Consider the following 25,801-nt stretch of genomic DNA (forward strand, 5'->3'; position numbering starts at 1 on the left):
AAGCGGAAACCGGACACGTGCACTCCTTCACTGACCTGCGAAGTGGTGGGGATGGTGGGTGTGGTGGGGATCTGTGCGGCGGGCCGCTGGACGTGCTCACCGATGCCGTCGGTGGCGTCCTGGGCTGCTTCGGCGTCCGCGGCGGCTTCTTGCTGGCCGAGCTGCTGGCGGATCGTCGCGTCCCTGCCGGTGTGCTGCGCGGCCGCGGCCGCGACCAGGCGCCGGTACAGGCGCCGCCCGGGATGCATCAGCCAGCCGATGCCGAACTTCCGGCCGATCGGCGTGGTCAGGCAGCCCAGCACCCTGGCGGGCAGGGAGAGCAGGGCGGCAAGCAGCCGGCGTCCCTGGAAGCGGGCTGCGGACCCGCGCAGCGCCTTTCGGGCCGCCCGCCGCGGGGGTGCCTTACGGACCGTGCCGCGCTGCGCTGTGACCGTGGCGGCGGCCTTGCGGTCACGGGCGGCACGATTCTTGGCGATCGCTGCATCCCGTATGCCGCGGGTCTTGCGTGCCGCTGCTCCGAGGGTGCGGCCTGCCAGGCTGCGCCGTCCGGCACGGCTGGTGAGACCGGCACCGCCGCTGGTCTTGGCGTTGCGGCGGGCATCGGCGACCGCGCGGCGAGCCGCGGTGGTCTGTGCCCGCTGCCCGGCCCGCGAGCCCGCCGCAGCCTGCTGCGCCGCCCGCAGCGCCCTGACCTGCCCAACCCGGCCACTCATCCAGCCCGTTGCTCCGGTCGTGGGCTTCGTAGCGCCGTGACCGGCACGGCTTCGCGTGCTTCCGCCTGCTGCCGTGCCAGCGCGGCGGGTAGCCGGGCCGGTTCCACGCTGCTGCTGGCCCGGCACCCGACCCGAGCGGCCACCAGCACCACCAGCCCGGGAGACCGGCGAGCGGCCACCTGTCCGGCTTCCTATCCCGGTGCTGCGCAGGCCAGCGGCCCGAGCAGCCGTACGGCCCGCAGCGCGGGCTACGGCTCGCCGTGCGTCACGGCGGGGGTTGGGCCTGCGGGAGCGGACGGCGGCGACCGTGCCGAGGACCGCGGCGCTGGTGGCTGCGGCCACGGCGGCGACTGGGCCGCTGGCCAGCGAGGCGGCGGCGACCATGCCCACGGTCGTGTTCGCCCCGGACAGGGCGAGCGGAACGACCGGCCAGCCACCGGGCGTGTGCTCCACACCGTCGGCGGCCTTCGCCGGAGCAGGCGCAGTCTCGGGCGGCGGGGAGGGCGGTATCGGGGCAGCCTGGACGGCTACCGGCTCTGTGCTCAGATCCGTCATGCTGAGTGCACTCCTCTTGGGGAGTTGGGCCCGGCCAGGGCCGTGGAAAGTGCTGGCCGGGCCTGCCAACAAGGGGCTGAGGTGCGCTGCTAAACGGCGCGGTGCGGGTGACTGGCGGCGATCTCCTGCCACCGCCGGCACTCGGCAGCGTCCGCGCGCGTCAGGCGCACCTGGAAGTCGCAGCCCGGCTGCGTGCACCGGTGCAGGGTCGTGGACAGCGCATCGACCACCCGGAACAGCAGGGCGGTGAAGGTGGCCAGGCACGACAGGGAGCAGCCCATCAGCAGCGTGAGGGGCACGCCGTAGCTGGCCAGGCGTACCCCGATGCCCGCGGCCAAGGCCGTGGACACTGCGGCAGCGGCGAGCTGAGTGAGGCGGTGACGCGCGAGGGATGTGCGGTTCACCAGGGAAGTTCCCTTCTGGTTCAGTGGAGATGAAAGCGGTGTGCCCTGCCGGACGGCGCCCGCAGGGGCGGTGAGGCCTGCTCTCCGGGTCTGCTCTCCGGGTCTGCGAAGGTGCCGCTCGCCGGGGCTCACCGGGTCTGCTTCACTGGTGCTCGACTGCTTCCGGCAGTCGCAACGAGGGCCAGCCCAATTGCAGTGGGCTGGCCCTCATTGGTGGTGCCGGACGCCGGTTCAGGCGTCAGATTCTTCGTGGGACATCAGCGAGCCCCACGCGCGGCGCACGCGCTGCTCACCGCCTACGAACCCCGCCTCACGGAAGGCGGCCACGGCCTGGCGGTAGGACAGCGGCGGGTCGTCGGCGTAGCGCAGGTGCCGCAGGACGGCCACGAGCTGTGCATCGGTCAGCGGTTCCCCGGACCGTGGGGTAGGCACGCCGGCCACGGCGGCGATCTCCTCCAGCGTCGCGGGCGGTGTGACGGGTGCCGTCACGGGCGTGACGGGCTCCGGTGGCACAGTCTCGAATTCGGGCGTGACCTGCGTGTCTTCCTCCGTCACGGGGGGTGTGACGCGCTCCTCGTCCGCAACCTCGATAGCGAGCGGCTCGGGAGCGGCCGTCACGGCCGGGGCGGGGGCCGTGACGGGCAGGGCGAACATGCCCGCAAGGGCCGCGTCCGCGCCGGCTGTCATCCGCTCGCGCTGCACGTCGACCAGGTGGGCCCCGAGCAGAGCGTCACCCACGCCGGCCTTCTGCGCGAGCTTCCACGACTGAAGCTCCGACTTGTTGCGGGCCTTGTCTTCGGGGTGGTTGGCGGCGCGGGCCCGGTGGTAGGCGAGCCGCTGCATGACCGTGGCGTTGCGGCGCTGGGCTTCGGCGTCGACGCCGGTGCGGTAGACCACGATCCGGCGGGCCAGCAAGCCCATGCCCTCGGCCGCCACGCACATGGCCATCGGGGTGACGGCGAACACCACCGCCTCTGTGGTCGTCTTGGCGACCGCGGCGCCGGTCAGGGAGGCCACCGCGGGCAGCGTCCACAGCCCGATGCGCACGGCCGTCGGGGAGGACTGGCCCAGCATGGTCAGCCCCACCAGGACCAGCGCGAGAACCAGCGTTGCGCCCTCACCCGCGGCCACGACACCGAGCGCGGTGGCGGAGCGGTGGAACACGCTGGTGATGTTGCTGTAGGTGCCCCACGCCCCCATGCCACCGAACGTGACCATGGGTACCGCGGCGGCACTCAGTACCACCGCCTGCCCCCTGCTCAGGGGGCGTTCCTGCACGTCGTTCATCAGGTCTCTTCCTGTCGTCGGGGGATTCAGGGAGTGCGCTGTTCCTCGGCAGCGATGCACATCCCGCACATTCCGTGCGAGCGCGGGATGCAGTAGCCGACATCGAGTCGGCAGCGGGGGCAGGTGCGCCGGGCGAGCATCGCCAGCGCGAGCGCGCCCCACCTGCGGGAGGTCATCGGACGGACGGCCTTGGCGCGGTCGATCCGGTACAGGTAGCCGACCCGGACGCCTCCGGAGCGCCGGTTGAGCCGCATCACCTGCGCCGCGATCGGCTGCCCACCGGGCCGTAAGCCGCGGGCGCGAAGCTGGCGGCGGGTGGCCAGGCCGTCCGGGGCCAGGCGCCAGGGGTAGGTGGGGATGCCGTAGCGGGTTCCGGTCGGGTCGAAGCACTGGCCGAACGCTCCCGACATCAGGCCGCCGCTCCGGTCAGCTCCGGGTCGGGAATTCGGCCGTAGCCGATCAGCTCCAGCTTCGCGCCGCCGTACTCAGTCATGGTGCGCAGGACGCGCGTACGGCCGTCGCTCTGCGTGCCGTGGGTGACCGCGTCGGGGGCGATGCCCAGCGCGTCGCGCCAAGCCTCGAATCCGGCCAGGTCGTCGTGGAAGTCCAGCTCCAGCCGGTCGGGCCAAATGGGGGTCACGTGCGCGGCGGGCGCCGCCAGGTGCCCGAAGTCCACGGCCAGCAGGCGCAGCGCTCGCAGCGGGACGGACAAGTCGGCCAGCGTCAGACTGTCGCTCATGCCGCCACCCCCTTGCGCGCCGTGTGGCGGTGGGAAGGGCGGGTCAGCGGGACCACGTTGAACAGGTCCGGGTGGTCCTCGACCACCTGTGCGGCCAGGCGGATCAGGTCGTCGGGCAGGTCGCGGTACTCGGGGTCGGCGAGGATGTCGCGTGCCGCGTCCAGGCGGGCCGCGCGCTCCTCGTCGCTCTCGTTCTCGACGCCGAGCCACAGTTCAACAGGGGTGCCGAGTGCCAGTTCGGCGAACTCCGCGTCGGTGACGGCCTGATGGCCGGCAACGATGTACTTCATGGAGGTCTCTCCTCACAGTGGAGCGGCACGAACGCGCCCGGAGGTGCCTCTACGGGGCGCGCGCCATGGGAAAGGAACCGCACCGGATGCGGTGCGGGTGGGTCCTGCGAAAGTCCTCATCAAACGGGCAGGCCACCGACGTGACGCCGGCGCCCTGCCCGCATGACGAGTGACGGGAAGCCCGTCACTGTCGTCTCGCGGCTCCGTACGCGCCTTGCTCCCTTCCGCTTGGCCGGCGCGCGGTCACCGCGCCACTCAGTCGTCACTCGCTGAGTGGATGCGCCCTCCCTTCCGGGTGTCATGGACCGGGTGCAGCCCAACCACCGGGATCCCCGCGATCCAGTCCCCGGGTCCACGCCCGAGGGTCAGACCAACGGCTTAGCCGATGACACCGATCACTCCGTGAAGACGACGGACTTCTACGTCTCCCCTACCGCTCGAACCGCGTGTAAGCGGATCCGGCGGGGTTCCTCGTGGTGCGGTTCTTGCAGGTCAAGCACATGTGGCACGAAGCCGCTGGCCAGCCGAGCCATCATCCAGCTGATGCAGTACCTGTTTTACAGGTACTGCATAGTGTTCCGTCAAGCACATCGGCGGAACCTCTTGGTCTTGCACCGCAGACTTCTTGGCGCACCATCAGAATCACTGCAGATCAGGGGAGTTGTGCACCCCGTCCGTGGACAGCTTTGGGAGTTCTGGCTACCTTCGAGAAGTCCCTAGACGTCCCATCGGGGGTGCAGATGTCCAACGAACGTTTGAGATCAGCCCTGTTGGCTCGGGGCATGACCGTGCAGGAGCTTGCCGACAAGATCCAGGTAAACCCGAAGACGATCGAACGATGGATAACGCAGGGGAAGGTGCCGTACCGGCGTCACCAATACGCGACGGCGGCGGAACTCCAGGTGGACGTGACGACCCTGTGGAACGACAGTCGGGCGGTGGAGAGCGCGGCGGACCTGAGTAAAGCGGAGATCGTCAACGTCTACCCGCACCGCCACATGGTTCCGACCGGCCTGTGGCGCGAGATGTATGGGCGCGCTGAGCAGTATCTGGACGTCCTTGTGTACTCAGGGTTGTTCCTGTCAGAGGATCCCCAGTTCCTTGACCTGCTCCGGCGGAAAGTGGAGGCGGGCGGCGCCATGGGGCAGACCCAGGTGCGGATCCTGCTCGGTGATCCGAACTGCGCTGCGGTGAAGCAGCGCGGCATCGATGAGGGGCACGGCATCATGGACGGCAAGATTCGCAATGCCCTGATCAACTACCGCCCGCTGTTCGAGAGCCACCCCGAGATCCGGTTCCGCCTGCACGACGCGACGCTCTACAACTCCCTTTACCGCGCAGATGACGAGATCCTGGTCAACACCCACGTCTATGGTGTTGCGGCCTACTTGGCCCCCGTACTCCACCTCCGGAGACTGCCGGGCGGCGGACTGTTCGACACGTACGCGAATAGCATCGAACAAACCTGGGGTGGTGCACGCCAGGCAACGGAAGCGGACTTTAAGGGAGCCTGAGCATGGGACGCGTTGACTACTACAACGACCCTGCCGCCCCGCCGGCCAACTCGGTGGTGCCGTCTGTCGTGGCGTTCGTGCAGAACGCAGCGGGACAAGTCCTGTTGATCAAACGCTCCGACAACGGTCGCTGGGCACTTCCCGGCGGGGGGCACGATGCGGGCGAGTTCATCAGCGACACCGTCGTACGTGAGGTCTGGGAAGAGACTGGGATCAAGGTCGAAGTCAGCGAACTCACCGGTATCTACACCGACCCCGGGCACGTCCTTCAGTACGACGACGGTGAGGTCCGGCAGCAGTTCAGCATGTGCTTCCGTGCGCGGCCGGTCGGCGGTGACCTGCGTACGAGCAACGAGACGACACAGGTCCGTTGGGTGGACCCAACGGACCTGCCTCAGTACGACATTCACCCAACCATGCAGCTCAGGATCGAGCACGCGATAGACCGGACGCGGACGGCTCCCTACATCGGCTGACCTTTGGTGACGGCGAGCCGTTCGAGGACGCGTGCAGTGCTCGCCAGGATCTCCGGTTCGGCGCGGCGGATGAATGTGCCGATGAGACTCTCCGGCCCGTAGCGGCCGGCGATCTCGTTCACGCGGTCCACGGGGTTCGTCGGGGTGCCCTCCGGCGTGGTGTTCATGTCGCAGAAGCAGAGAGCGTCCGTGAGTTCGGGAGTCTCGCGCTGGAACTCGGTCTCCAGCTCCTCTCGGAGCCCGCGCGCTTCGGCCTCCATCCACGCGCACGAGTGGTGCGCAACGAGCCGTACAACCCTCTCGTCAGCCCGTGCCACCTCACGCAGGTATCGAGCGCCGTCCAGCGGGTGAAAGCCCGTCTTGGCCAGGTCGGGTGAGTATCCGATGTCGTGCAGCACTGCCGCGGCTTCCAGCAACTCCGCGTCCTCCTCGAGGATGGGCGCAATGGCGCGCGCCCGCTCGGCCACGCCCTGCGAATGGCGCCACCGGCGTGGTAGCGGCTCGGCGAGTAGCGATTCGGCGAGGGGATAGGCCCACTCCGTCAGCTCCGACAAGCTACGAACGCTCCTCTCGATTCGGCACGGCGCGGACCGTCCGCACCCTGCCCTGCCCTCCACTCGCCAGCACGCCGGCAGCCTCCAGTTTATCCAAGGCCTTTGTCACTGTGGGCCGCGAGACTCCGAACCGGTCAGCCAAAGCGGAAGCGCTGGGGAACGCTGCGCCCTCTTGGAAGCCTTCATCCATGATGATGTCTGCGATCTGCTGTTCCAGCGGCCGCGGGTCGGTTCGCTCCCCCGCTCGTACGACACGCCACCGTCCGCCTGGCACCGGTTCGGCAACGCGGTCCTGCTGGAGCACACCGAAGGCGCGGAGGGCGACCCCGCGCGAGATCTTGTAGTCACGCATGAGATCAACAGCAGACGGAAGTTCTGTCATGTCCGGGTCCGCCTCGATCCGGGACTTCAACGCGTCAGCGATCTTCAGAAAGGTCCCCCGAGGACTGGCCTGCTGCGACACTCGCTCTCCTCTCTGGTCTCCCGTCACAGTCGCAAGAATCGCACGACTGGCGACTGCTGCGGAGGGGCTGAGACCGTCGACTGAGTGGAGAGTTGTGGTCTCATCGTGGTCTGACCGGGCCCGGAATCCGGTCTCGTCCGCCGAGGACGTACGGCGATGAAGCCCCTGCCTACCGAGTGGGGGCAGGAGCTTCATTGACGGGTTACCTGGCCAGGGTGACGGTGATCGGGGCGTCCGGGCAGTGGCGGAGTACATCGGAGATTGCGGTCTGCTCGGCTGTGTCGATGCTCAGGCCCCAGCGGGTCTTGTCTGCGACCCAGTCGGTAGCGTACTGGCAACGGTAGTCCTTGGCCGGTGGCAGCCAGGTGGTCGGGTCCTGGTCGGCCTTGGATCGGTTGGAGGCTGCGGAGACTGCGATCAGGGCGCGGTCGTCGCCGAGGTCGTTGGCGTAGGCCTCTCGTTCCTTCGCTGTCCACGCCGAGGCGCCGGAGTCCCAGGCTTCGGCGAGCGGGACCAGGTGGTCGATGTCGAGGCCGCTCGGCCCCTGGATGTACTTGTCGTCGTATGGCGAGTACCACTGGCCGCCGGTGAGGGCGCACTTCGGGCCCTGCTCAGGTGCGGTCACGGCCTCGGCCTTGAGCACCTCGGCTCGCGTGGTGCAGCCGTCTTTGTCGGCGTCGACCCAGTGCTTGAACTTGGTGCGCTCCGATGCCGCCCAGCACGATCTGCTGGCTTTCACCGCGTTCCCGCGCGAGATCTGGCGGCAGATCTGGTCGAACAATCCGCAGGAGCGGCTGAACAAGGAAATCCGCCGTCGCACCGACGTGGTCGGCATCTTCCCCGATCGCACCGCCCTGATCCGGCTGGTCGGCGCGGTGCTGGCCGAGCAGAACGACGAATGGACCGAGGCCCGCCGCTACATGGGACTCGACCTCCTCGCCAAGGCCCGCCTCCACCCGATCGAGTCAGAAGCCGACGAGACCGCCCTGCCCACCGAACTCACCGCATAGCCTCAAAACGAGATCACCGAGTGGCCGTCGATACACCACTCCCGCGGACGTGACCAGCTGCGATCGGAGGTACCGACCCGGGTTACTGGTCGTATGAGGGGGCGGCCATGAGGTGGGGTGGGCCCGGTGTCTCATCGCGCTGAATGGCCCGGTTGGACACCTGGGCGCTGGTGACCTGCAGGGAAGAAGCTCACTGATCACGATGGACCTGCGATAGACGGTGCGCTTCCGGAACTACTCGCCGTCCGCCATGCCGGCCTGCAGCGTCTGCATGTGCCGGATGAGGTAGTGCACCGCGACCGGGCTGAACCTCACCTGTCGCGGCGTGACAGCACCCAACCAGATCAGAAACTCGGCAATCACTGTGTCGGTGTCTCGCCACATCCAGCCAGGTACCGAGGCCCCCACTCCTCCGTCAGGAGCAGCGGCACGCCATTGCAGGGCACCCTGCCCGTCTCCGTAGTCGACAGCGCTCCCCCGCCCCAAGACGAACACACCATCGAGTGGCCGCAGCAAGGGGCCAGCACCATCAGGCCCCGAGACTAGAGGTGCCTCGTTCAACTTCTTCATGAGCGTCTCCGTTGCAACCACGCTCTCGAACGCGAAGAGGAAGTAAGGCGGGCATTCATGGAACCTTGCAAGGTCCGATTCACCCGCAGTCAGCAGCTCACCTGCCGTGTGGCGATTCCGGAGCCGCTTGAAGAGCGCCCCCTTCTTCAAGGAATCATCCAGATCTTTGATGGTTAGCGCTGACTTGATCTCCCCAGCTGCGGCGACTCCCTCGATTAGAAATACACCAGGTTCATGGAGACCGCTCCGAAATGGCTGATCGATGTTTGCGACCACGACATCTGTCTGACTGGACGTCTGGTCGCTCAAGTCCAATACCTCACCGGTTCCCACCGTAAAATGGCGAGGCAAGTGTTGATCGAGAAAGTCACGGAAGGCGAACTCTACGACATCGCCGCGAAGTCCAGCATGCTTGAAGGAGCTTCGACTCTCTTCGAGCGCAGCAGCAAGTCTCTTTTCGTGAGACCGGAGCATCGCGACCAGGTTTCGGTTGAGCATCTATCCCCCATGGATACCTGCCGGTTCTGGCGCTTGCAGCGGACAGGCGATATTTGACATCTGACAATGCCTCACTCGGGCCGATCGAGCTCGTCCTCTATCTTCTTGTTAATGAATTTCTCCTGGTCGTAGATGCACCCCTCATAGACGCGGTGAACCACCTCTGGCGAGTTTACCCACTCGCCTCGCAGCCTCGGCCAGAGGCACTCCCGCGTTGAGCCACGTTGTGAGGCACGTGTGCCGCAGATCGTAAGGACGGCCGCCAAGTCCTTAGCCTCCCTCGACTTCAGGCCGCGCGTGTCGTATCACTCTCCACTGTCTGTCCATTGCTTGCCCGACACGGGATGCGTGCCGTGAAGCGTCAAAACACCCCACCCTTTCTCCGGGAGGAAGCAATCAGCCCTCCTAAGGCCCACAGCCTCGCTCGGGTGGAGCCCCGCGAAGCAGCTGACCGCATGGAAGCCCGCTAGGTGCCGACCCTTCTTGCGGTCCCATGTCCCGACGTACGAGACCGAGGCGAGGAGTTGAGAGCCTGTGTCTTGTTCACGAGGACGCGAGGGTCCACACGGTCCGATGAAGAGCACCTTTGCATCAAGGCTGGCATTTTTGATCTTCACAGCGGGCTCGGATTTTCTTCTCCTGACGTTTCCCCCTACACTCCAATCGAGACAAGGAGAGTTCAAAAAGCGGGCACTCATTTGCAGTTATCTGCCTTTTCGGTTTTACCCCTCACGTCACGAACGCGAGTGACATCATATCTGATCTTCTCGCCACTGAAAGGGTCTTTCGAAAGCGACGGAACTCCCAGCAGATCCTCTGAACTTCCCCTTTGGAAAAGTGCGCCGTGATGAGAGACCCAGCCCGCACCATGTCGATCAGTGAAGTAGGCCACAGCGAAGACCATGCCGAAGTACTCGCGACCACCATCGTCCGTCACCTCAGCCGCCACATCAAACGTCAAACGCGCACACGCGGGTACAACCGAAGGGCCAAAGATGAAATCATCAACAACCTGAGGCTTAGTGGGATCACTCAACCGATCAGAAGGATTCACCTCCACCTTCGGCAATGCCCATACCCGCAATCCGAGGTCGCCAATGGGATACAGGTTTCTATTCTCGACCTGTAGTTTCATTTCTTTACCGGTACTTGAGAGGGCCCCTACCTCGCTAACCAAAACCCGGTAAGCGAAATCAGCACTCTCCTCCTCTTGCTTCTCGACATCCTGCCGCTGCCCATGTTTGTAGGTTGCGAACGCTACGTACGTCGAAACACACGCCGTGAAGAGCGTGAGGAAGGCCGCTATTCCAGCAAGGAGTGTTCCCCATGCGCTGAGCCCTGCGTGTTGTCTAGCAACCTGTTCGGGTCCGTCCTGATCCGGCTCGGGTCCGTCCTGATCCGGCTCGGGTCCGCCCTGATCCGGCTCGGGTCCGCCCTGATCCGGCTCGGGTCCGCCCTGATCCGCTTGTGCAGCACTGGCCATACTTACCCCCTCAGGCCGTTTACCCAGCACGTTCGGGCGACAACCGCGAACACTTTTGCGGGTAGGAGCGACGCTGTGACCGTTTCCTGAGTGATGGTTCGGACGAGGCGGCGTGCAGCAGCTGGCGCGTCTTGGGCGAGACCTTCCAGGGCTACACAGCGGGCCCTGTCACGGCACCACCGATTGCCGCTGCGTCGGCAGCACCTTCAAAGCCATCTCGGCCGGCCAGGTGGTGTTCTATCGCCCACCCTCACAATGCGTTTGGGCACGTCAGAGCCAGCCTGCGCTGCGATCACTGGTCGGTCCCTGAAAGCCGCCGTAGTGCATGGCGGTGAGGAGCGGCGCTAGTGGAGGGCAACGGGACCGTTGGCGTACGCCAATACCCCGCAACTCGTGCGGCCAGCCCGTCAGGCTCGGGGACGGCGTCGGATCCCGTCGGCCTTCAGGCGCGGGGTGGCTCTCCCGCCTTCCCCCGCCAGTAGGCGAGGTTGCTGCGGGCGGTCAGGGTGTGGGGGTGGTCCTCACCCAGAACCCGAATTCGGTCGGCCAGTAGCTGCTCGTACGCGGCTGTGGCACCGGCCGCGTCTCCCGTATGCCCCCGCCAGTAGGCGAGGTTGCTGCGGGTGGTCAGGGTGTCGGGGTGGTCGGGGCCCTGCACCCGCAGCTGATCAGCCAGTAGCTGCTCGTACGCGGCTGTGACGCCGGCTGCGTCTCCTGCCTCTCCCCGCCAGTAGGCGAGGTTGTGGCGGGTGGTCAGGGTGTGGGGGTGGTCGGGGCCCTGCACCCGCAGCTGGTCAGCCAGTAGCTGCTCGTACGTGGCTGTGGCACCGGCTGCGTCTCCTGCCTCTCCCCGCCAGTAGGCGAGGTTGCTGCGGGTGGTCAGCGTGGCGGGGTGGTCCTCACCCAGAACCCGAACTCGGTCGCCCAGTAGCTGCTCGTACGCGGCTGTGGCACCGGCCGCGTCTCCCGTATCCCCCCGCCAACTGGCGAGGTTGCTGCGGGTGGTCAGGGTGTCGGGGTGGTCCTCTCCCTGCACCCGAACTCGGTCGGCCAGTAGCTGCTCGTACGCGGCCGCGGCGCCAGCCGCGTCCCCCGCCTCTCCCCGCCAGTAGGCGAGGTTGCCGCGGACGGTCAGCGTGGCGGGGTGGTCGGGGCCATGCACCCGCAGCTGGTCAGCCAGTAGCTGCTCGTACGCGGCTGTGGCGCCGGCCGCGTCTCCCGTATCCCCCCGCCAGTAGGCGAGGTTGTGGCGGGCAGCCAGCGTGGCGGGGTGGTCCGGGCCATGCACCCGCAGCTGGTCAGCCAGTAGCTGCTCGTACGCGGCTGTGGCGCCGGCCGCGTCTCCCGTTTCCCCCCGCCACCGGGCGAGGTCGTTGCGGGTGGTCAGGGTGTCGGGGTGGTCCTCACCTAGCACGCTCAGCCGGTCGGCCAGCAGCTGCTCGACCGCGGTTGCGGCGCCGGTCGCGTCTCCCGCCTCCCCCCGCCACCGGGCGAGGTTGCTGCGGGCGGTGAGGGTGTCGCGGTGGTCGGGTCCGAGGTGGTGGCTGGTGGTCTGGGTCAGGCGTTGGAAGTGGGCTGTGGCGGCCGTAACCTGGCCGGCTTCGCCGAGGCTTCGTCCGGCCCGGTACAGCACCGTATGCGCGTCGGGCTGGTACAGGGCATCTCCGGCGGTGCGGGTGAGGGTGGTGGCATTGGTGCGCAGGGCCTGGGCGAGTTCGGTGTCGCGTTCGATGGCGGGCCAGGCGGTGGTGAGGGCGTCGGCGGTGGTGCGGGCGATTTGGTCGTGCTGGTCGGGGGTGAGCGTGTCACGGGTGGCGCGCTGGATGAGCTGGTGGACGCGGATGGCTTGGTGGGGGGTGGCGGGGGTGTGGTCGATGAGGCTGAGCCGGTCCAGCGCCCGCAGAGCACCGGCCGCCTCGGCCGCGGTGACAGACACGGGAGTCTTGCGGTGCCGGGTCAGGTGGGCGAGGGCGGGAGTGCTGGTCAGGACGGTTTCGGGGATGCCGTTGGGGGTGAGGAACGCGGCGAGTTGGAGCATCGGGCGGGCCAGGCCGGCCGGGCGCAGGGTGTCGGCGCGGTCGACGGACAGCGACCAGGCTGCCGCCGCGGTCTGGGTCTGGCCGTCGGGCAGGACCTCCGGGGCGGCGTCGTCGAGCAGGATGGCGCGGTCGGCCAGCAGCCCCCGGTAGGCGGCGGCGCTGATTCCGGCATCGATGAGGTAGGCAGCGGCCTGCGACAACGCGAGCGGCAGGTGCCCTAAATCCTGGGCGAGCGCGGCGAGCTGTTCGTCGGGCTCGTGACGCTCACGGGCGCCCAGCGCGGCGGTGAGATAGGCCAGGGACTCAGCCTCGGTAAACAGCCCGACCCTGATCAGACGGCCGGCCAGGGCCAGGGCGGCGTCCTGACGGCGGGTAGTGACCAGGGTCCGGCCGTGCGGGCCGACCGGCGGCCACAGCCCGTTCAGGTCAGCCGGGTCGGTGACATCATCGAGTACGACCAGCCACCGGCACGGCGTCGCGTTCGCCTTGGGTTCCAGCCAGGCCAAAAACGCGCGCGCGGCCGTCTCCCGGTCCGCGGGGTCGGCACCCAGGAGCTCCACGGCGGCCTGCGCATACCCCGATGTAGCTGCGGTGGCGTTGCTCGCGGTGATCCACACCAACACGTCCAGCTCACCGGCCCGCCAAGCAGTACGGGCGTAGTCGGCGGCCAGCTGGGTCTTGCCCACCCCACCCATCCCGGACAGCACCTGCCCACGCACAGTGTCCTGCCCCACCAGGACAGCAGACCGGCCACCCGCGAGCGCTTCACGCAACCGGACCACTTCGGCCCGGGTCTGGAAACAGCCCGCCCGCGGCGGGATAACCCCCACCTGATGCGGCCACGCGGCCGTGGACCGCCGGGCTCCGTAGTGGTGGTGGATTTCCTTGCCCGTGACCCGGCCGGTGAACAAACCGCCACGGAACTCGACGTGGTCCCCACCACCAGCGCCGTACCGCGCCTCCCCGCCCGCCACCCCAAGCCCCCTCGAACACGGTCGGATCCAGCACCCCGACCGTACCCGCGCACCCACCCCGGCCACCGGCTGTTCGCGACACGCAGCAGACCTGGAACAGGAACTGATTCCCCCAGGCATCCTCCAGCAGCGCCACGCAGGGGCAAACCTGCAGGTCAAGTATGGTGGACTTAGCCCGCTGTAAATCTGCCGGGGGCCACATCCGGGCCGTTTCTGGGCCGTCCGAGGGCGGCCAACGGTGACCGCCAACGACCACGACGGCACGGCCGACGGCCCTGCCCTCGCGATGCGTCTATCCAGCTAGACCCAGGTATCCAGCCACATCCGCGAGCGCCAGGAGTCGATCGGGACGGCCTGGCCCGTGTACAGCGGCCAGAAGTAGCCGCAGCCTTCGCACCTGAATGACACCGACCGTAGTGCGCCCCGTCGTCCGGCACCCGAATCACCTTGAAGGTGCCGGACACCAGGCGACCACGTGCATGACCAGGGGCAAGAGCCCGATCAGGAGGTGCCGGGGCGGGCATGGGGCTGTGCAACGAGGTGACCGTGCAAGTTGCGGCTGTGGGGGATGTGGCACTCAGTCCCGGCCATCGATGGGTAGTGCCTCGTCTGCGTGAACCAGCGACAGCGAGTTGGTGCCCACCATGAGGTAGTACCTGGCACTGAGCCTGAAGGGGAAAGCGCTCTTGGTGTCCGCGGCCACGATGCGCGCAGATTCAAGGAGTGGCTGTGGAATCACCAGGCGCTCGGGCTGGTTGGACAGCGAGAATGTCTCTGGTCCGCCGGGACTACGCGTCTTCGCACCCCCGCGAGAGGTGGCTCGGAGAGGGCGGCGGACGCCCGGGTAGAGCGCTGCATACAGACCACCGAACAGATTGACGTGACTTGCCCCCGCGGTGGAAAGACGGCAGACCTCCACGTCCTCGACGGTGTGCCGTTGGACAAGGTGGGTCGGCAGCACCTCGGGATCCGAGCAAAGAAATTTCATGACCGCCCAGACGCCGGCGTCAGAGCGCGTCGACGCATCTACGTTGTAGAGGTCGACCAGGAACTGCCAGACATCTGACGGCTGAGCCGTACGGTGAAACTGCTCCAGGCGCCGAGGTATACGAACGAGTATTCTATCGAACACCTCATTCCAACGCTCTGTGGCATGCCGTGCACCGGTCTGCCGATGACGGTCGGTGTCATAGTCCGCGATGACGCGCTCGCGCTGGGCACGCACCTGCTTCTGCCGCAGTTCGCCTAGCTCATATGTGAGAACACGGCGTATGCGCTGCACGGGGCGGCCGTAGGATGCGGCCAATTCGATCAGATTCGGGTCATCGAGGGCAGGCCCGCGCCAGGGGCCGGGTCTGGGTACATAGCGCTCAGCCATGGCCACGACCAGTTCAAATGCGCGAGCCTGACGACGCTGCACTGCTGGCGCCTGGTCAATGGCCCCCTCCAACAGCCTGCGAGGCAGGCCTAGTACGGCGGCGACCTCGTCAACAAACCGGGGGCGACGGCTAGGGACGATGCCCTCGCTCTCGAACCTTCGATAGTTCTTGGGAGAGATCCCAAGAAGGCTCACCACGTCTTGGGCACGCAGGCCGGCACCGCGTCGATAGTCTGCAAGCGTCCACGAGTTGTGTACGTCAAAGTTCATGAGCTGCCACGGGTGAACCTTCAGCGCCCGGGCGAGAGCCCGTACTCGCGGCGGGTCCGGCACTCGATGCCCGTTCTCGTAGGCCAGGATCTGCGCCTTCGTGGCCCCCACAGCGCGTGCCAGCGCGTCCGCGCTCATCGCTTGCACCCCAGAACGCCCCTCGACGTTCATTCGGTACTCACGCAGCGCAGAGGGGCTGAAATCGGCTAGGCCCCGTGCCATCTGTGTGCTCTTTCTCGTCGTTGGGACCAGTTTAGGGGTACCATCCGAAGCCGAGGCTGCCTCACATCGTCCCCTTCCCTGGAGGCTTGACCAGCGCTGCTGTGTTTTTTAGCGGCAGAACTGGTGGATGACCTCCCGGAAAAGCGCGATGTTAGAGCCCGTTGGCCGCACGGTTTAGGGATCGCGGTCCACGTATATCGGTTAGGAAAGAGGCCCTGTACCTCCACGGTTTCTCAGGCCGTAGGCGGGGGCACAGGGCCAGCGTGTGGGAGTGAACTCCCGGAAGGCCCTCTGTTGCAGCAGGGGGCCTTACACGTCTAAAGGTGGCTGTCGATCAGGTGCCGCAGCCAGGCACCCAGTGCCTGAAGCATCAGCCAGACCGATACCTTCTTGACGATCTTCCGGTTGTTACGCTCCCCGCCTTCCGGCGGGTTTTCCATACGCGGCACCTTCCTCTCGGTCACGGAGCCGATCGACCCCGATCGGGTGACCCGATCGGCGGATTGCGCCGCAAGAAAGATGTTGAGAAGAGCTTAGCGGGTCCCGTAGGCAACACGGCCCCATGAGTGACACGACCAGCGCCAACTCCGAGGCGGAGTTGCTCTTTGACGCGTAGTTCGCACTTCCTCAGGTCGAGCTTCAGAGTTTCGACCGGCGAACGCATTGTCGAGTTGCCCCTGCGGGGAGGCATTGATCCGTAGACGGTCACGGAATGTCGAATGCTGGTTGAGGAAATTGCCTACGACACCTGGCGGACGTGTGATCCTTGTTCCATGCATCGAATCTTGATGCTGTGGCGTCGGTCACTCGACATGCACTCGGGGCCGCGTAAGCGACACCCACTAGAGCAACCTCTGCGGCAGCGACGGGCGCACCTTACGTTCCGATACCGCAACCGAGTATCAGGACCCACCCAAACCACCTGTGGCGAACGCCAACCAGTACGCCAACAGCAGCGCACACCCGGGGCCAGCCCTGGCCCCCCATAACGTGTGCGATCGGCGCCCATACCGCCAATACGCGGCCAGACGAGCTGATAACCGAGCCAAGACCACGGCCCCAGGCCCGGCCTGGAGGCCCCATAGCTCATGTGCTTGGCGGGCCCCTGCCGAAGGAGGGAGGCGCTGCCCCGCAGCCCGGACTGCTCTGGGGCATCAGGTAGAAAATCTCCCCCGAGGCCTTCCCAGGACTTGGCCAGACTGACGCATACCGAGGGTTGTCGCCCTGGTCTGAGCCACTCCGCCCCCAGTGCTCCATCCGTCCGAGTGTCGGGGCCAAGCGAACTCGCCGTGCGGCAGGAGCTGGTGGCGCTTGCCGGCACGGGTGAAAGCACCAGGCCGAGTTGCAGCTCTACCAGTCGGTCAGGTCTACGAGGAGATCGCAGTGCGGGTCGTCGGGTGCCGACTGTTGGTGCTGCGCCTCCCTGACGAGAGTGGGGATCGAGCCGATCAGCGCGGTGCGCGTGTTGGACAGGCGGACATCGGCGCCGATGATGCCGGGACGGTCGGGTCTTTGCACGTACAGGCGCATCAGGCCGTCGCCGTGCATCAGGAAACCGATCAGAAAGGGGTTCTCGTCGTCGCCGGGGTCGGACAGGGCGCGCAGGACCGTGAGCGCCTGGCCCTCTTCGGGCTCCGGGGGCGGGGGGATGTCCTCCGGGTGGAGGCGAATGAGCGTCATCCCCATGGCGTCGCTGATGTCGCCGCTGCTGTAGTACTGGGTGCCGGCCAGGACTGTGCGCAGGACGCCAGGGATGTAGGCGGGCGCCACCGTGTCGTTGGGGATTTCGTACAGGAAGGTCCGGCCGGTTTCGTCGTCTCCGGCGCGGATGGCGATCCGTACGGCTCCGGGGGCGGGCAGGACGCCACGCAGCCAGCAGCCTTCAGCGATGGGGGCATTCAGGTAGTACAGCAGCAGGCGGCTGACGGCCGCCTGCTGCTCTCGGTCTTCGGGGTCTGTCACCGGTTCATCCACTCGGGGCACTTGTTGTGGGGCTGGTTGCGGCAGAACGCGTTGATGACGCCGATCTTCTGTCCCCGGCCGGCGTCGTAAATCCCGTCCTTGGTCTTACGCGTGTACTGGACGATGACGACGTAGTCGACCTGCCGCGGGCGGGGGCCGGTCTCGAAGGCGACACCTTCGTATTCCAGGCGTCCGTGGTGGTCGTCGTGGTCGACATCGCCTCGGATGGCGGCGTCGATGATCCCACAGTTGCGGATGTTGTGGCGGTGGGTGAAGTGGTTCCAGCCGAAATCAGAATTGCCGAACCGGGTGACGATGTGGCGCTCGGCAGGGTCGGTTTCCTTGCAGTGGACCCTCTTGTCCCATGGGTGCGGTTCGGCCGGAAGCGGTCGGGCCTGTGCGGTGGACGCAGCTCCGGACAGCAGAGTTGCCGTGGTCAGGACGGTTGCCGCTAACGCCGTGATCTTCTTCATGGCGCTGATCCCATCATTATGGGAACGCCCCGAACAGATACTCTTAAGACGAACTGGCGCTCGTCCAGATCAGGGAGTCGGCTCCAATTGAACGGTGGGCGGTCTTGAAAGCCGCCGTAGTACAAGGGGGTGAGGAGCGGTACCCGTGGAGGGCAACGGGACCGTAGGCGTACGCCAATATTTTGCAATCCATGCGACCAGCCCGTCAGGCTCGGGGACGGCGTCGGATCCCGCCAGCCTTCAGACGCGGGGTGTTTCTCCCGCTTTCCCCCGCCAGTAGGCGAGGCTGTCCCGGATGTGCCTGATGTTGGGGTGGTCTTCGCCCAGCACCCGCACGGTGTGGGGCAGTAGATCGGCCAAGGCGGCTGCGGCAGCGGCTGCGTCCCCTGCCTCCCCCAGCCAGTGGGCGAGGTTATTGCGGGTGGTCAGGGCGTCGGGGTGGTCCTCACCCAGCACCCGGACTCGATTGGCCAGCAGCTCCTCGAGCGCGGTTGCGGCACCGGCCGCGTCCCCGGCCTCCCCCTGCCACCGGGCGACGTTGCTGCGGGTGGCCAGGGTATGGGGGTGGTCCTCACCCAGCACCCGGACTCGGTCGGCCAGCAGCTCCTCGAACGCCGCTGCGGCACCGGCCGCGTCCCCGGCCTCCCCCCGCCAGTAGGCGAGGTTGTGGCGGGTGGTCAGGGTGTCGGGGTGGTCCTCACCCAGCACCCGGACTTCGTCGGCCAGCAGCTCCTCGAACGCCGCTGCGGCACCGGCCGCGTCCTCCGCCTCCCCCCGCCACCAGGCGAGGTTGTGGCGGGTGGTCAGGGTGTCGGGGTGATCCTCACCCAGCACCCGGACTCGGTCGGCCAGCAGCTCCTCGAACGCCGCTGCCGAACCGGCCGCGTCTCCCGTCTCCCCGCGCCAGTAGGCGAGGTCGTGACGGGCGGTCAGGGTGTCGGGGTGGTCGGGGCCGAGGTGGTGGCTGGTGGTCTGGGTCAGGCGTTGGAAGTGGGCTGTGGCGGCGGTGGCCTGGCCGGCTTCGCCGAGGCTTCGTCCGGCCCGGTACAGCACCGTATGCGCGTCGGGCTGGTACAGGGCATCTCCGGCGGTGCGGGTGAGGGTGGTGGCATTGGCGCGCAGGGCCTGGGCGAGTTCGGTGTCGCGTTCGATGACGGGCCAGGCGGCGGTGAGGGCGGCGCCGGCGGTGCGGGCGAGTCGGTCGTGCTGGTCGGGGGTGAGCGCGTCACGGGTGGCGCGCTGGATGAGCTGGTGGACGCGGATGGCTTGGTGGGGTGTGGCGGGCGTGTGGTCGATGAGGCTGAGCCGGTGCAGGACCCGCAGAGCACCGGCCGCCTCATTCGCAGTGACAGACACGGGAGTCCTGTCCCGTTCTTCTTGCCGCGACATGTGCTGGGGCGTTGCCTGCGAACCATCCTCGGCGCGATGCCAGGTCAGGTGGGCGAGGGCGGGAGCGCTGGTCACAACGGTTTCGGGAATGCCGTTGGGGCTGAGGAACGCGGCGAGCTGGAGCATCGGGCGGGCCAGGCCGGCCGGGCGCAGGGTATCGGCGCGGTCGACGGACAGCGACCAGGCTGCCGCCGCGGTCTGGGTCTGGCCGTCGGGCAGGACCTCCGGGGCGGCGTCGGCCAGCGAGGCGGCACGGTCGGCCAACAGGGCTCGATAGGCGGAAGCGCTGATGCCGGCATCGATGAGGTAGGCAGCGGCCTGCGACAACGCGAGCGGCAGGTGCCCCAAGTCCTGGGCGAGCCCGATGAGCTGCTCGTCGGGCTCCAGGCGACTACGGGCGCCCAGCGCGGCGGTGAGGTAGGCCAGGGACTCGGCCTCGGTGAACAGCCCGACCTTGATCAGACGGCCGGCCAGGGCGGCGTCCTGGCGGCGGGTGGTGACCAGGGTCCGACCGTGCGGGCCGGCCGGCGGCCACAGCCCGTTCAGGTCGGCGGGGTCAGTGACGTCGTCGAGGACGACCAGCCACCGGCACGGCGCAGCGTTCGCCTTGGGCTCCAGCCACGCCAGGAACGCGCGGGCGGCCGTTTCCCGGTCTGCAGGTTCGGCGCCCAGGATCTCCACGGCGGCCTGCGCATACCCGGACGCGGCTGCGGTGGCGCTGCTCGCGGTGATCCACACCAACACGTCCAGTTCACCGGCCTGCCAGGCAGTGCGGGCGTAGTCGGCGGCCAGCTGGGTCTTACCCACCCCACCCATTCCGGACAGCACCTGCCCACGCACAGTGTCCTGTCCCACCAGGACCGCGGCCTGCCCACCCGCGAGTGCCTCACGCAGCCGAACCACTTCGGCGCGGGTCTGGAAAGAGCCCGCCCGCGGCGGGATCACCCCCACCTGATGTGGCCACGCCGCCGGGGGCCGCCGGGCCCCGTAGTAGTGGTGATGGTCGCCCTTGCCCGTGACCGGGCCGCTGAACAAACCACCCCGGAAGTCGACGTGATCCCCACCATCAGCTCCGTACTGCGCCTCTCCGCCCGCCACCAAAGCCCCCTCGAACACGGTCGGATCCAGCATCCCGACCGTACCCGCGCACCCACCCGGATCGCCCGCGATTCGCGACGAAGAACAAACTTGTGTGGACGACACGCGGCCGAATCGAGCACCGACTCACGCTTGTGACCGCACTCGTGCAGGTCAGGACGCCAGTAACCGGGGCGGCAGAGGGAGACTGTAAATCTGCCGTTGCATACCAGCGGGGCCGTCTGTGGGCCGTCCGAGGGCGGCCGACGACGACCAACTACGACAAGCATCGGCAGCAACTATGCAGGTCCCAGGCGGGGCGCGGAGCAACGCCGCACCCCATCGGGAGCAAAGTTCAGTACCAGCGCTACTGAGCCCCCTGAGAACCCCGCACACGCCCTCAACTGGCCCCGTGCGCCCTCTTGTTGACCCGCTCTTTACCTGGCACCCTGAAGGCACCCCCCACTTGTGAATTTGTGAATCCCTGAACTACCGGCCAGGCCGTCGCAGCTCCGGGGATTCCCTTAGGAGGTGGCCCATCCCATGCTCGTTCGTGACGCCATGAGCACCGTGGTTCTCACCCTCGGCCCCGACCACACCCTCCGCCAGGCAGCAGCCCTGATGTCCGCCCGCCGCGTCGGTGCTGCCGTGGTCCTCGACCCGGACGCCGGCGGCATCGGCATCCTGACCGAGCGCGACATCCTCAACTCCGTCGGCCTCGGCCAGGATCCGGACACCGAACGCACCCACGCCCACACCACTACCGACGTCGTCTTCGCCGCCCCGACCTGGACCCTGGAGGAGGCGGCCCGCGCCATGGCGCACGGCGGCTTCCGGCATCTGGTCGTCCTCGACCGCGGCGAGCCCGCCGGTATCGTCTCGGTCCGCGACATCATCCGCTGCTGGGCACCGGCACGGCAGCAGGTACCGGCCTGACGTCGCAGGACACGGCGCCAGCCCGGCGGGTTCCTCACGCAGACCACCGGATCGCCCACCGGTGCGCGGCCGCGCACCGGCCCCGGACATGCGAGCGGGCCGGTCCCCGGGGGAACCGGCCCGCCGCCACGACAAGCGGTCCAGTACTGGTGATCAGCCGCGCAGGGCCTGGACCGCGGCCTCCAGCCGCTTGCCGAAGTCGTCGTCCGCGGCGCGGAAGTTGCTGATCGCGCGCTCGGCGATGTCGTCACGGGAGACGCCCGCGATCGAGCCCGCGAGGTTGGCGATCAGGCGCTCCTGCTCGTCCTCGCCCATCAGCCGGTAGAGGTTGCCCGCCTGTACGAAGTCGTCGTCCTCGGCGTGCGCGGGGGTGGGGTGGTTGCCCGTGACACCACTGACGGAGGTGGACTGCCACAGTGGCCGGTCCGTCTGGGCGGGGCCGCCGAAGCTGTTCGGCTCGTAGTTCTTCGCGCCGCCGTGCCGGCCGTCGTAGAGGAAGCCGTCACGGGAGTGGGTGCGCGCCTCGGTGGCGTGCGGGCGGTTCACCGGCAGGTGGTCGGCGTTGATGCCGACGCGGTAGCGGTGCGCGTCGCCGTACGCGAAGAGGCGACCCTGGAGCATCTTGTCGGGCGAGGGGCCGATGCCCGGGACGAAGTGCGCGGGCGAGAAGACCGACTGCTCGACCTCGGCGAAGATGTTCTGCGGGTTGCGGTTCAGCTCCAGCTTTCCGATCTCGATGACCGGGTGGTCCGCGTGCGGCCACACCTTGGTCAGGTCGAACGGGTTGAAGCGGTACGTCGCCGCGTCCGCGGCCGGCATGATCTGCACGCCCACCGTCCAGCTCGGGAACTCGCCGCGCTCGATCGCCTCACGCAGGTCGCGCTGGTGGGAGTCGGGGTCCTGACCTGCGAGGATCCCGGCCTCCTCGGCGGTGAGGTTCTTGATCCCCTGGTCGGTCTTGAAGTGGTACTTGACCCAGAAGACCTCGCCGGCCTCGTTGGTCCACTGGAAGGTGTGCGAGCCGAAGCCGTCCATGTGGCGGTACGACGCCGGGATGCCGCGGTCGCCGAACAGCCAGGTCACCTGGTGCGTGGCCTCGGGCGACAGGCCCCAGAAGTCCCAGACGTTGTCCGCTTCCTGGCTGCCCGTGTACGGGTCGCGCTTCTGGGTGTGGATGAAGTCGGGGAACTTGATCGCGTCCCGGATGAAGAACACCGGGGTGTTGTTGCCGACGAGGTCGTAGTTGCCCTCCTCGGTGTAGAACTTCAGCGCGAAGCCGCGCGGGTCGCGGACGGCGTCCGCGGCCCCCAGGTTGCCGGCCACGGTCGAGAAGCGGAGGAAGACCTCGGTCTGCCTGCCGGCCTCGGAGAGGAACGCGGCACGCGTGTACGGCGTGACGTCGGCGGTCACCGTGAAGGTGCCGTAGGCACCGGCGCCACGGGCGTGCACCACCCGCTCGGGGATGCGCTCACGGTTGAAGTGGGCCAGCTTCTCCAGGAGCAGCTGGCCCTGCACGAGCACCGGGCCGCCGACGCCGGCGGTCTCGCTGTTCTGATTGTCGGCCACCGGAGCACCGGCCTCCGTGGTGAGCGGTCCCTGCGTCACGTGCGCCTCCTGCGTCATTGCTGACCGATCCTGTCCCATGGCCAAAGCAAGTCCAGATCCTACATTGGACTAAATCCAATTCAAATAATGTTCCAAAGTCACACCTATTCGCAACCTGGTCTGTTGCTGTTAGGCTGGTCTCCATGAGTGACCTTCTGGAACGGCTGCGCGGACGCGGATGGCGGATGACCGCGCAGCGGCGCGTCGTGGCCGAGGTTCTCGACGGCGAGCACGTCCATCTGACGGCCGACGAGGTCCACGCGCGGGCCGTCGCGAAGCTGCCCGAGATCTCCCGGGCGACCGTCTACAACACGCTGGGCGAGCTGGTCTCCCTCGGCGAGGTGCTCGAGGTGAGCACGGACAAGCGCGCCAAGCGGTACGACCCGAACGCGCACCGGCCGCACCACCACCTGGTCTGCGCCCAGTGCGGCTCGATCCGTGACGTGCACCCCACGGGCAACCCGCTCGCCGATCTCCCCGACACGGAGCGCTTCGGCTTCACGGTGTCGGACGTCGAGGTGACGTACCGGGGACTGTGCCCGAACTGCGCGGGCGCGTGACACAGGGGGCGCAAGCCCCCTTTTTTCTTGCTGGTGAACCCAGCTGGTTCTGCTCGTGAGCACACCCGGTTTTGCGTTTTGCTCGTGAACACACCTAGGGCCGGAATCCATCTCTGGATTCCGGCCCTAGACCTTCAGTAGCGGGGACAGGATTTGAACCTGCGACCTCTGGGTTATGAGCCCAGCGAGCTACCGAGCTGCTCCACCCCGCGTCGGTGAACACGACATTACGTGAGGGAGGTGCACCAAGGCAAATCCGTTGCCGGGCGCGTGGCCGGGGTCACGCCGACAGTTCCTCCCGCAGTGCGTCCCGCAACCGCCCCGCCCGCTCGGCGACCTCCGCCGGCCCGAGGGCCACCGCCCGGTCGGCCCACTTCTGCCCCTCCGCCAGCTCTCCGCGACGCGCGTAGACGAGGGCCAGCCGAAGCGCCGCCCGGCCGTGCCCCGCGTCGGCGGCCCGTGTCCACCACACGGCCGCCTCCGGCTCGCTGCCCTCCCGGGCCAGCAGCAGCCCCAGGTTGAACGCCCCGTTGCGCGACCCGGCCTCCGCCGCGGCCCGGTACCACCGGGCCGCCTCGACCACGTCGCCCCGGGCGGCCGCGAGCATGCCCACGCGCACCTGCGCACGCCGATGCCCCTGGGAGGCCGCCCGCTCGTACCACTCCTCACACTCGGTCTTCTCGTGCACCACCTCGCCCAGCTCGTGGGCGGGCTCGGGCGGCCGCCGCGCGTCCAGCACGGCGGCCAGCCGGTACGCCGCCTCCGCGCTACCGCCGCCGGCGGCGCACCGCAGATGCCGCTCGGCGTCCTGTTCGTCCCCCTCGCGCAGCCGCGCGATCCCGACCTGGAGCGCGGCCTCGGTGTGCCCGGCGGCGGCAGCCCGCTCGTACCAGCGCAGCGCGGCCCTGGCGTCCTCCTTGGTGGCCCGCCCGGCGTGCAGGATGCCGAGGTTGAACGCGGCGTCCACGCTCCCGGCCTCGGCCGCCTTGGAGAACCACGGCTCGGCCCCGCTCGTGTCGCCGCCCTGGAGCAGCAGGATGGCCAGCGCGTTCGCCGCCTCACGGTGCCCGGCGTAGGCCGCGCGCCGGTACCACTGCTCGGCCTGCGCGGTCCGCCCCTGCTCGGCGCAGAGCAGCCCGAGGTTGTAGGCCCCGTTGTCGTCCCCGGCGTCCAGCGCCGCCCGGTACCAGCGCTCGGCGGTCTGCGTCTCCCCGCGCTCGGCGTGCAGTGCGCCCAGCGCGTTGGCCGCGTTGCCGTCGCCGTCCTGGGCGGCCCTGAGCCACCACACGGCCGCGCTCTCGGTGTCCCCGGCGTCCCGCAGCAGGAACCCGAGCGCGCAGGCGGCCCGCGCCTCCCCGTCCTTGGCAGAGGTCAGGTACCAGCGCCCGGCCTCCTTCAGCTCTCCGCGCCTCTCCAGGATCGCCCCGAGGTGCAGCGCGGCCCGCCGGTGGCCGCGTGCGGCGGCCTGCCGGTACCACTGCTCGATCTCCTCGACAGCGTTGTCAGGGGCGGCCTCGTCTTCCTGTGCGGCCCTGCGGTCGAGCGCGCGCGCCAGCCGGTAGGCGGCCTCCCGGTGTCCGCGTTCGGCTGCAGCCCGCATCCAGTGCTCGGCGCCGGCGTCCCCACGGTGCTCCAGCAGGTCGGCGAGCGCGTACGCGCCCAGTGCATGGCCCTGCTCGGCGGACTGACGCAGCCAGTACTCGGCGGCGGGCTCGTCCCCGCGTTCGCGGTGGTGCCGGCCGAGCGCGTGCGCGGCGGCGGCCGAGCCGGCGACGGCGGCGATCCGCCACCAGCCGGCGGCGTCCTCGGCGTAGCCGCGCTGGTGCAGGAGGACACCCAGGTTGTTGGCGGCGGCCCGGTCCCCGGCCGCGGTGGCCGCACGCAGATGAGGTTCGGCTCCGTCGAGGTCACCACGGCGCAGCAGCATGGCTCCGAGGACGCTCGTCGCCTCGGCGTCGCCGGTCTCCGCGGCGAGCTGGAGGCGTACCTCCTCGGCGGCTTCCCCCATGTCGCCCATCTCGTCCCGCGTCGGCTCCTCATCCGGAGGCTGCACAAATCGCCCTGTCTCGAACAGAGTTGCCTTGTCCCCCATAACGTCCATCGTCGCACCACCTGCAACCTGGGTACACCCGGTATACCGCAGCCCGTGAGGTCACTTCAGCGTTTTGTCGACATGCCCACAGAGAGATAAGTCAAACACAGATCCCCCAACTCCCCACGGCGGCACGGCCGTCCCTCCCGTCTGTACATGAGTTCGCACACCACGAAGGCCCGGATCCCTGTAAGGATCCGGGCCTTCGACCTGAGTAGCGGGGACAGGATTTGAACCTGCGACCTCTGGGTTATGAGCCCAGCGAGCT

General features: G+C 68.1%; 22 protein-coding genes, 1 tRNA gene and 2 pseudogenes. 5 read left to right on the forward strand and 20 right to left on the reverse strand.

Features of this window, described 5'->3' with window-relative positions; all coding sequences use genetic code 11:
- The 6 genes and pseudogenes from ABZ471_RS40590 to ABZ471_RS40615 form a co-directional block, all read right to left on the reverse strand.
- Positions 1–713 (reverse strand): annotated as a pseudogene (locus ABZ471_RS40590) (hypothetical protein); the annotation flags it as partial.
- 644 nt (positions 714–1,357) lie between these two features.
- Entirely contained in the window at positions 1,358–1,672 is a 315-nt protein-coding gene (locus tag ABZ471_RS40595) for a hypothetical protein (protein ID WP_359073875.1), read from the reverse strand.
- 231 nt (positions 1,673–1,903) lie between these two features.
- Positions 1,904–2,959 (reverse strand): hypothetical protein, encoded by a 1,056-nt coding sequence (locus ABZ471_RS40600; protein WP_359073877.1) that lies wholly within the window; start codon positions 2,957–2,959, stop codon positions 1,904–1,906.
- 26 nt (positions 2,960–2,985) lie between these two features.
- A complete protein-coding gene (locus ABZ471_RS40605; protein ID WP_359073879.1) occupies positions 2,986–3,369 on the reverse strand; it encodes an RRQRL motif-containing zinc-binding protein in 384 nt (127 codons plus the stop codon).
- Positions 3,369–3,698, reverse strand: a complete 330-nt coding sequence (locus ABZ471_RS40610) for a hypothetical protein (protein ID WP_359073880.1) — start codon at positions 3,696–3,698, stop codon at positions 3,369–3,371. The genes ABZ471_RS40605 and ABZ471_RS40610 overlap by 1 nt, the downstream gene beginning before the upstream one ends.
- Positions 3,695–3,988, reverse strand: a complete 294-nt coding sequence (locus ABZ471_RS40615; protein ID WP_359073882.1) for a hypothetical protein — start codon at positions 3,986–3,988, stop codon at positions 3,695–3,697. Before ABZ471_RS40615 ends, ABZ471_RS40610 begins: the two co-directional genes overlap by 4 nt.
- A gap of 782 nt (positions 3,989–4,770) precedes the next feature.
- Between ABZ471_RS40615 and ABZ471_RS40620 the strand changes: the two genes are divergently transcribed.
- Both ABZ471_RS40620 and ABZ471_RS40625 read left to right on the forward strand, forming a co-directional pair.
- Positions 4,771–5,502, forward strand: a complete 732-nt coding sequence (locus ABZ471_RS40620; protein ID WP_359073884.1) for a helix-turn-helix domain-containing protein — start codon at positions 4,771–4,773, stop codon at positions 5,500–5,502.
- Between the two features lie 2 nt (positions 5,503–5,504).
- Positions 5,505–5,978: an NUDIX domain-containing protein gene (locus ABZ471_RS40625; protein WP_359073886.1), complete on the forward strand. Its 474-nt coding sequence runs from the start codon at positions 5,505–5,507 to the stop codon at positions 5,976–5,978.
- Here the strand turns inward: ABZ471_RS40625 and ABZ471_RS40630 are convergent.
- From ABZ471_RS40630 to ABZ471_RS40640, 3 genes are all read right to left on the reverse strand, one after another.
- The gene (locus ABZ471_RS40630) at positions 5,966–6,532 is read right to left on the reverse strand and encodes an HD domain-containing protein (RefSeq protein WP_359073887.1); all 567 of its coding nucleotides are present in this window, start codon (positions 6,530–6,532) and stop codon (positions 5,966–5,968) included. The two genes, ABZ471_RS40625 and ABZ471_RS40630, sit on opposite strands and share 13 nt — an antisense overlap.
- A 1-nt stretch (position 6,533) precedes the next feature.
- Positions 6,534–6,995: a GntR family transcriptional regulator gene (locus ABZ471_RS40635; protein WP_359073888.1), complete on the reverse strand. Its 462-nt coding sequence runs from the start codon at positions 6,993–6,995 to the stop codon at positions 6,534–6,536.
- 202 nt (positions 6,996–7,197) lie between these two features.
- On the reverse strand, positions 7,198–7,734 hold the full coding sequence (locus tag ABZ471_RS40640) for an HNH endonuclease family protein (protein ID WP_359073890.1): 537 nt from the start codon (positions 7,732–7,734) through the stop codon (positions 7,198–7,200).
- Here ABZ471_RS40640 and ABZ471_RS40645 point away from each other — a divergent pair.
- Positions 7,703–8,005: pseudogene (locus ABZ471_RS40645) on the forward strand (transposase); the annotation flags it as partial. The gene ABZ471_RS40640 and the pseudogene ABZ471_RS40645 overlap by 32 nt on opposite strands.
- Positions 8,006–8,239: 234 nt before the next feature.
- Here ABZ471_RS40645 and ABZ471_RS40650 read toward each other — a convergent pair.
- From ABZ471_RS40650 to ABZ471_RS40685, 8 genes are all read right to left on the reverse strand, one after another.
- Positions 8,240–9,073, reverse strand: a complete 834-nt coding sequence (locus ABZ471_RS40650) for a DUF6602 domain-containing protein (protein ID WP_359073891.1) — start codon at positions 9,071–9,073, stop codon at positions 8,240–8,242.
- Positions 9,074–9,767: 694 nt separating this feature from the next.
- A complete protein-coding gene (locus tag ABZ471_RS40655; protein WP_359073892.1) occupies positions 9,768–10,556 on the reverse strand; it encodes a hypothetical protein in 789 nt (262 codons plus the stop codon).
- A gap of 442 nt (positions 10,557–10,998) precedes the next feature.
- Entirely contained in the window at positions 10,999–13,329 is a 2,331-nt protein-coding gene (locus ABZ471_RS40660; protein ID WP_359073894.1) for a tetratricopeptide repeat protein, read from the reverse strand.
- 817 nt (positions 13,330–14,146) lie between these two features.
- Complete coding sequence (locus ABZ471_RS40665; protein WP_359073896.1) at positions 14,147–15,439, reverse strand: helix-turn-helix transcriptional regulator; 1,293 nt, start codon at positions 15,437–15,439, stop codon at positions 14,147–14,149.
- A 317-nt stretch (positions 15,440–15,756) separates the two neighbouring features.
- Positions 15,757–15,879 (reverse strand): hypothetical protein, encoded by a 123-nt coding sequence (locus ABZ471_RS40670; RefSeq protein WP_359073897.1) that lies wholly within the window; start codon positions 15,877–15,879, stop codon positions 15,757–15,759.
- 910 nt (positions 15,880–16,789) lie between these two features.
- The gene (locus tag ABZ471_RS40675; protein WP_359073899.1) at positions 16,790–17,401 is read right to left on the reverse strand and encodes a hypothetical protein; all 612 of its coding nucleotides are present in this window, start codon (positions 17,399–17,401) and stop codon (positions 16,790–16,792) included.
- Positions 17,398–17,874 carry a hypothetical protein gene (locus ABZ471_RS40680; RefSeq protein WP_359073900.1) on the reverse strand — a complete coding sequence of 159 codons (477 nt, stop codon included), beginning with the start codon at positions 17,872–17,874 and terminating at the stop codon, positions 17,398–17,400. Before ABZ471_RS40680 ends, ABZ471_RS40675 begins: the two co-directional genes overlap by 4 nt.
- A 240-nt stretch (positions 17,875–18,114) precedes the next feature.
- The gene (locus ABZ471_RS40685) at positions 18,115–20,394 is read right to left on the reverse strand and encodes a tetratricopeptide repeat protein (protein WP_359073902.1); all 2,280 of its coding nucleotides are present in this window, start codon (positions 20,392–20,394) and stop codon (positions 18,115–18,117) included.
- Positions 20,395–20,883: 489 nt separating this feature from the next.
- On the opposite strand from ABZ471_RS40685, the gene ABZ471_RS40690 reads away from it, so the two are divergent.
- Positions 20,884–21,276, forward strand: a complete 393-nt coding sequence (locus ABZ471_RS40690) for a CBS domain-containing protein (protein WP_359073904.1) — start codon at positions 20,884–20,886, stop codon at positions 21,274–21,276.
- A 153-nt stretch (positions 21,277–21,429) separates the two neighbouring features.
- Here the strand turns inward: ABZ471_RS40690 and ABZ471_RS40695 are convergent, their stop codons facing one another.
- Positions 21,430–22,881: a catalase gene (locus ABZ471_RS40695; RefSeq protein WP_359073906.1), complete on the reverse strand. Its 1,452-nt coding sequence runs from the start codon at positions 22,879–22,881 to the stop codon at positions 21,430–21,432.
- Between the two features lie 143 nt (positions 22,882–23,024).
- Here ABZ471_RS40695 and ABZ471_RS40700 point away from each other — a divergent pair, with 143 nt between their 5' ends.
- Positions 23,025–23,441 (forward strand): Fur family transcriptional regulator, encoded by a 417-nt coding sequence (locus ABZ471_RS40700; RefSeq protein WP_359073907.1) that lies wholly within the window; start codon positions 23,025–23,027, stop codon positions 23,439–23,441.
- Between the two features lie 138 nt (positions 23,442–23,579).
- Here ABZ471_RS40700 and ABZ471_RS40705 read toward each other — a convergent pair.
- Both ABZ471_RS40705 and ABZ471_RS40710 read right to left on the reverse strand, forming a co-directional pair.
- Positions 23,580–23,653, reverse strand: a tRNA-Met gene (locus ABZ471_RS40705).
- Positions 23,654–23,721: 68 nt separating this feature from the next.
- The gene (locus ABZ471_RS40710; protein ID WP_359073909.1) at positions 23,722–25,542 is read right to left on the reverse strand and encodes a sel1 repeat family protein; all 1,821 of its coding nucleotides are present in this window, start codon (positions 25,540–25,542) and stop codon (positions 23,722–23,724) included.
- Between the last annotated feature and the right edge of the window lie 259 nt (positions 25,543–25,801).

This window comes from Streptomyces sp. NPDC005728 (genome assembly GCF_040630895.1).
In the GTDB taxonomy this organism is placed as follows: Bacteria; Actinomycetota; Actinomycetes; order Streptomycetales; family Streptomycetaceae; genus Streptomyces.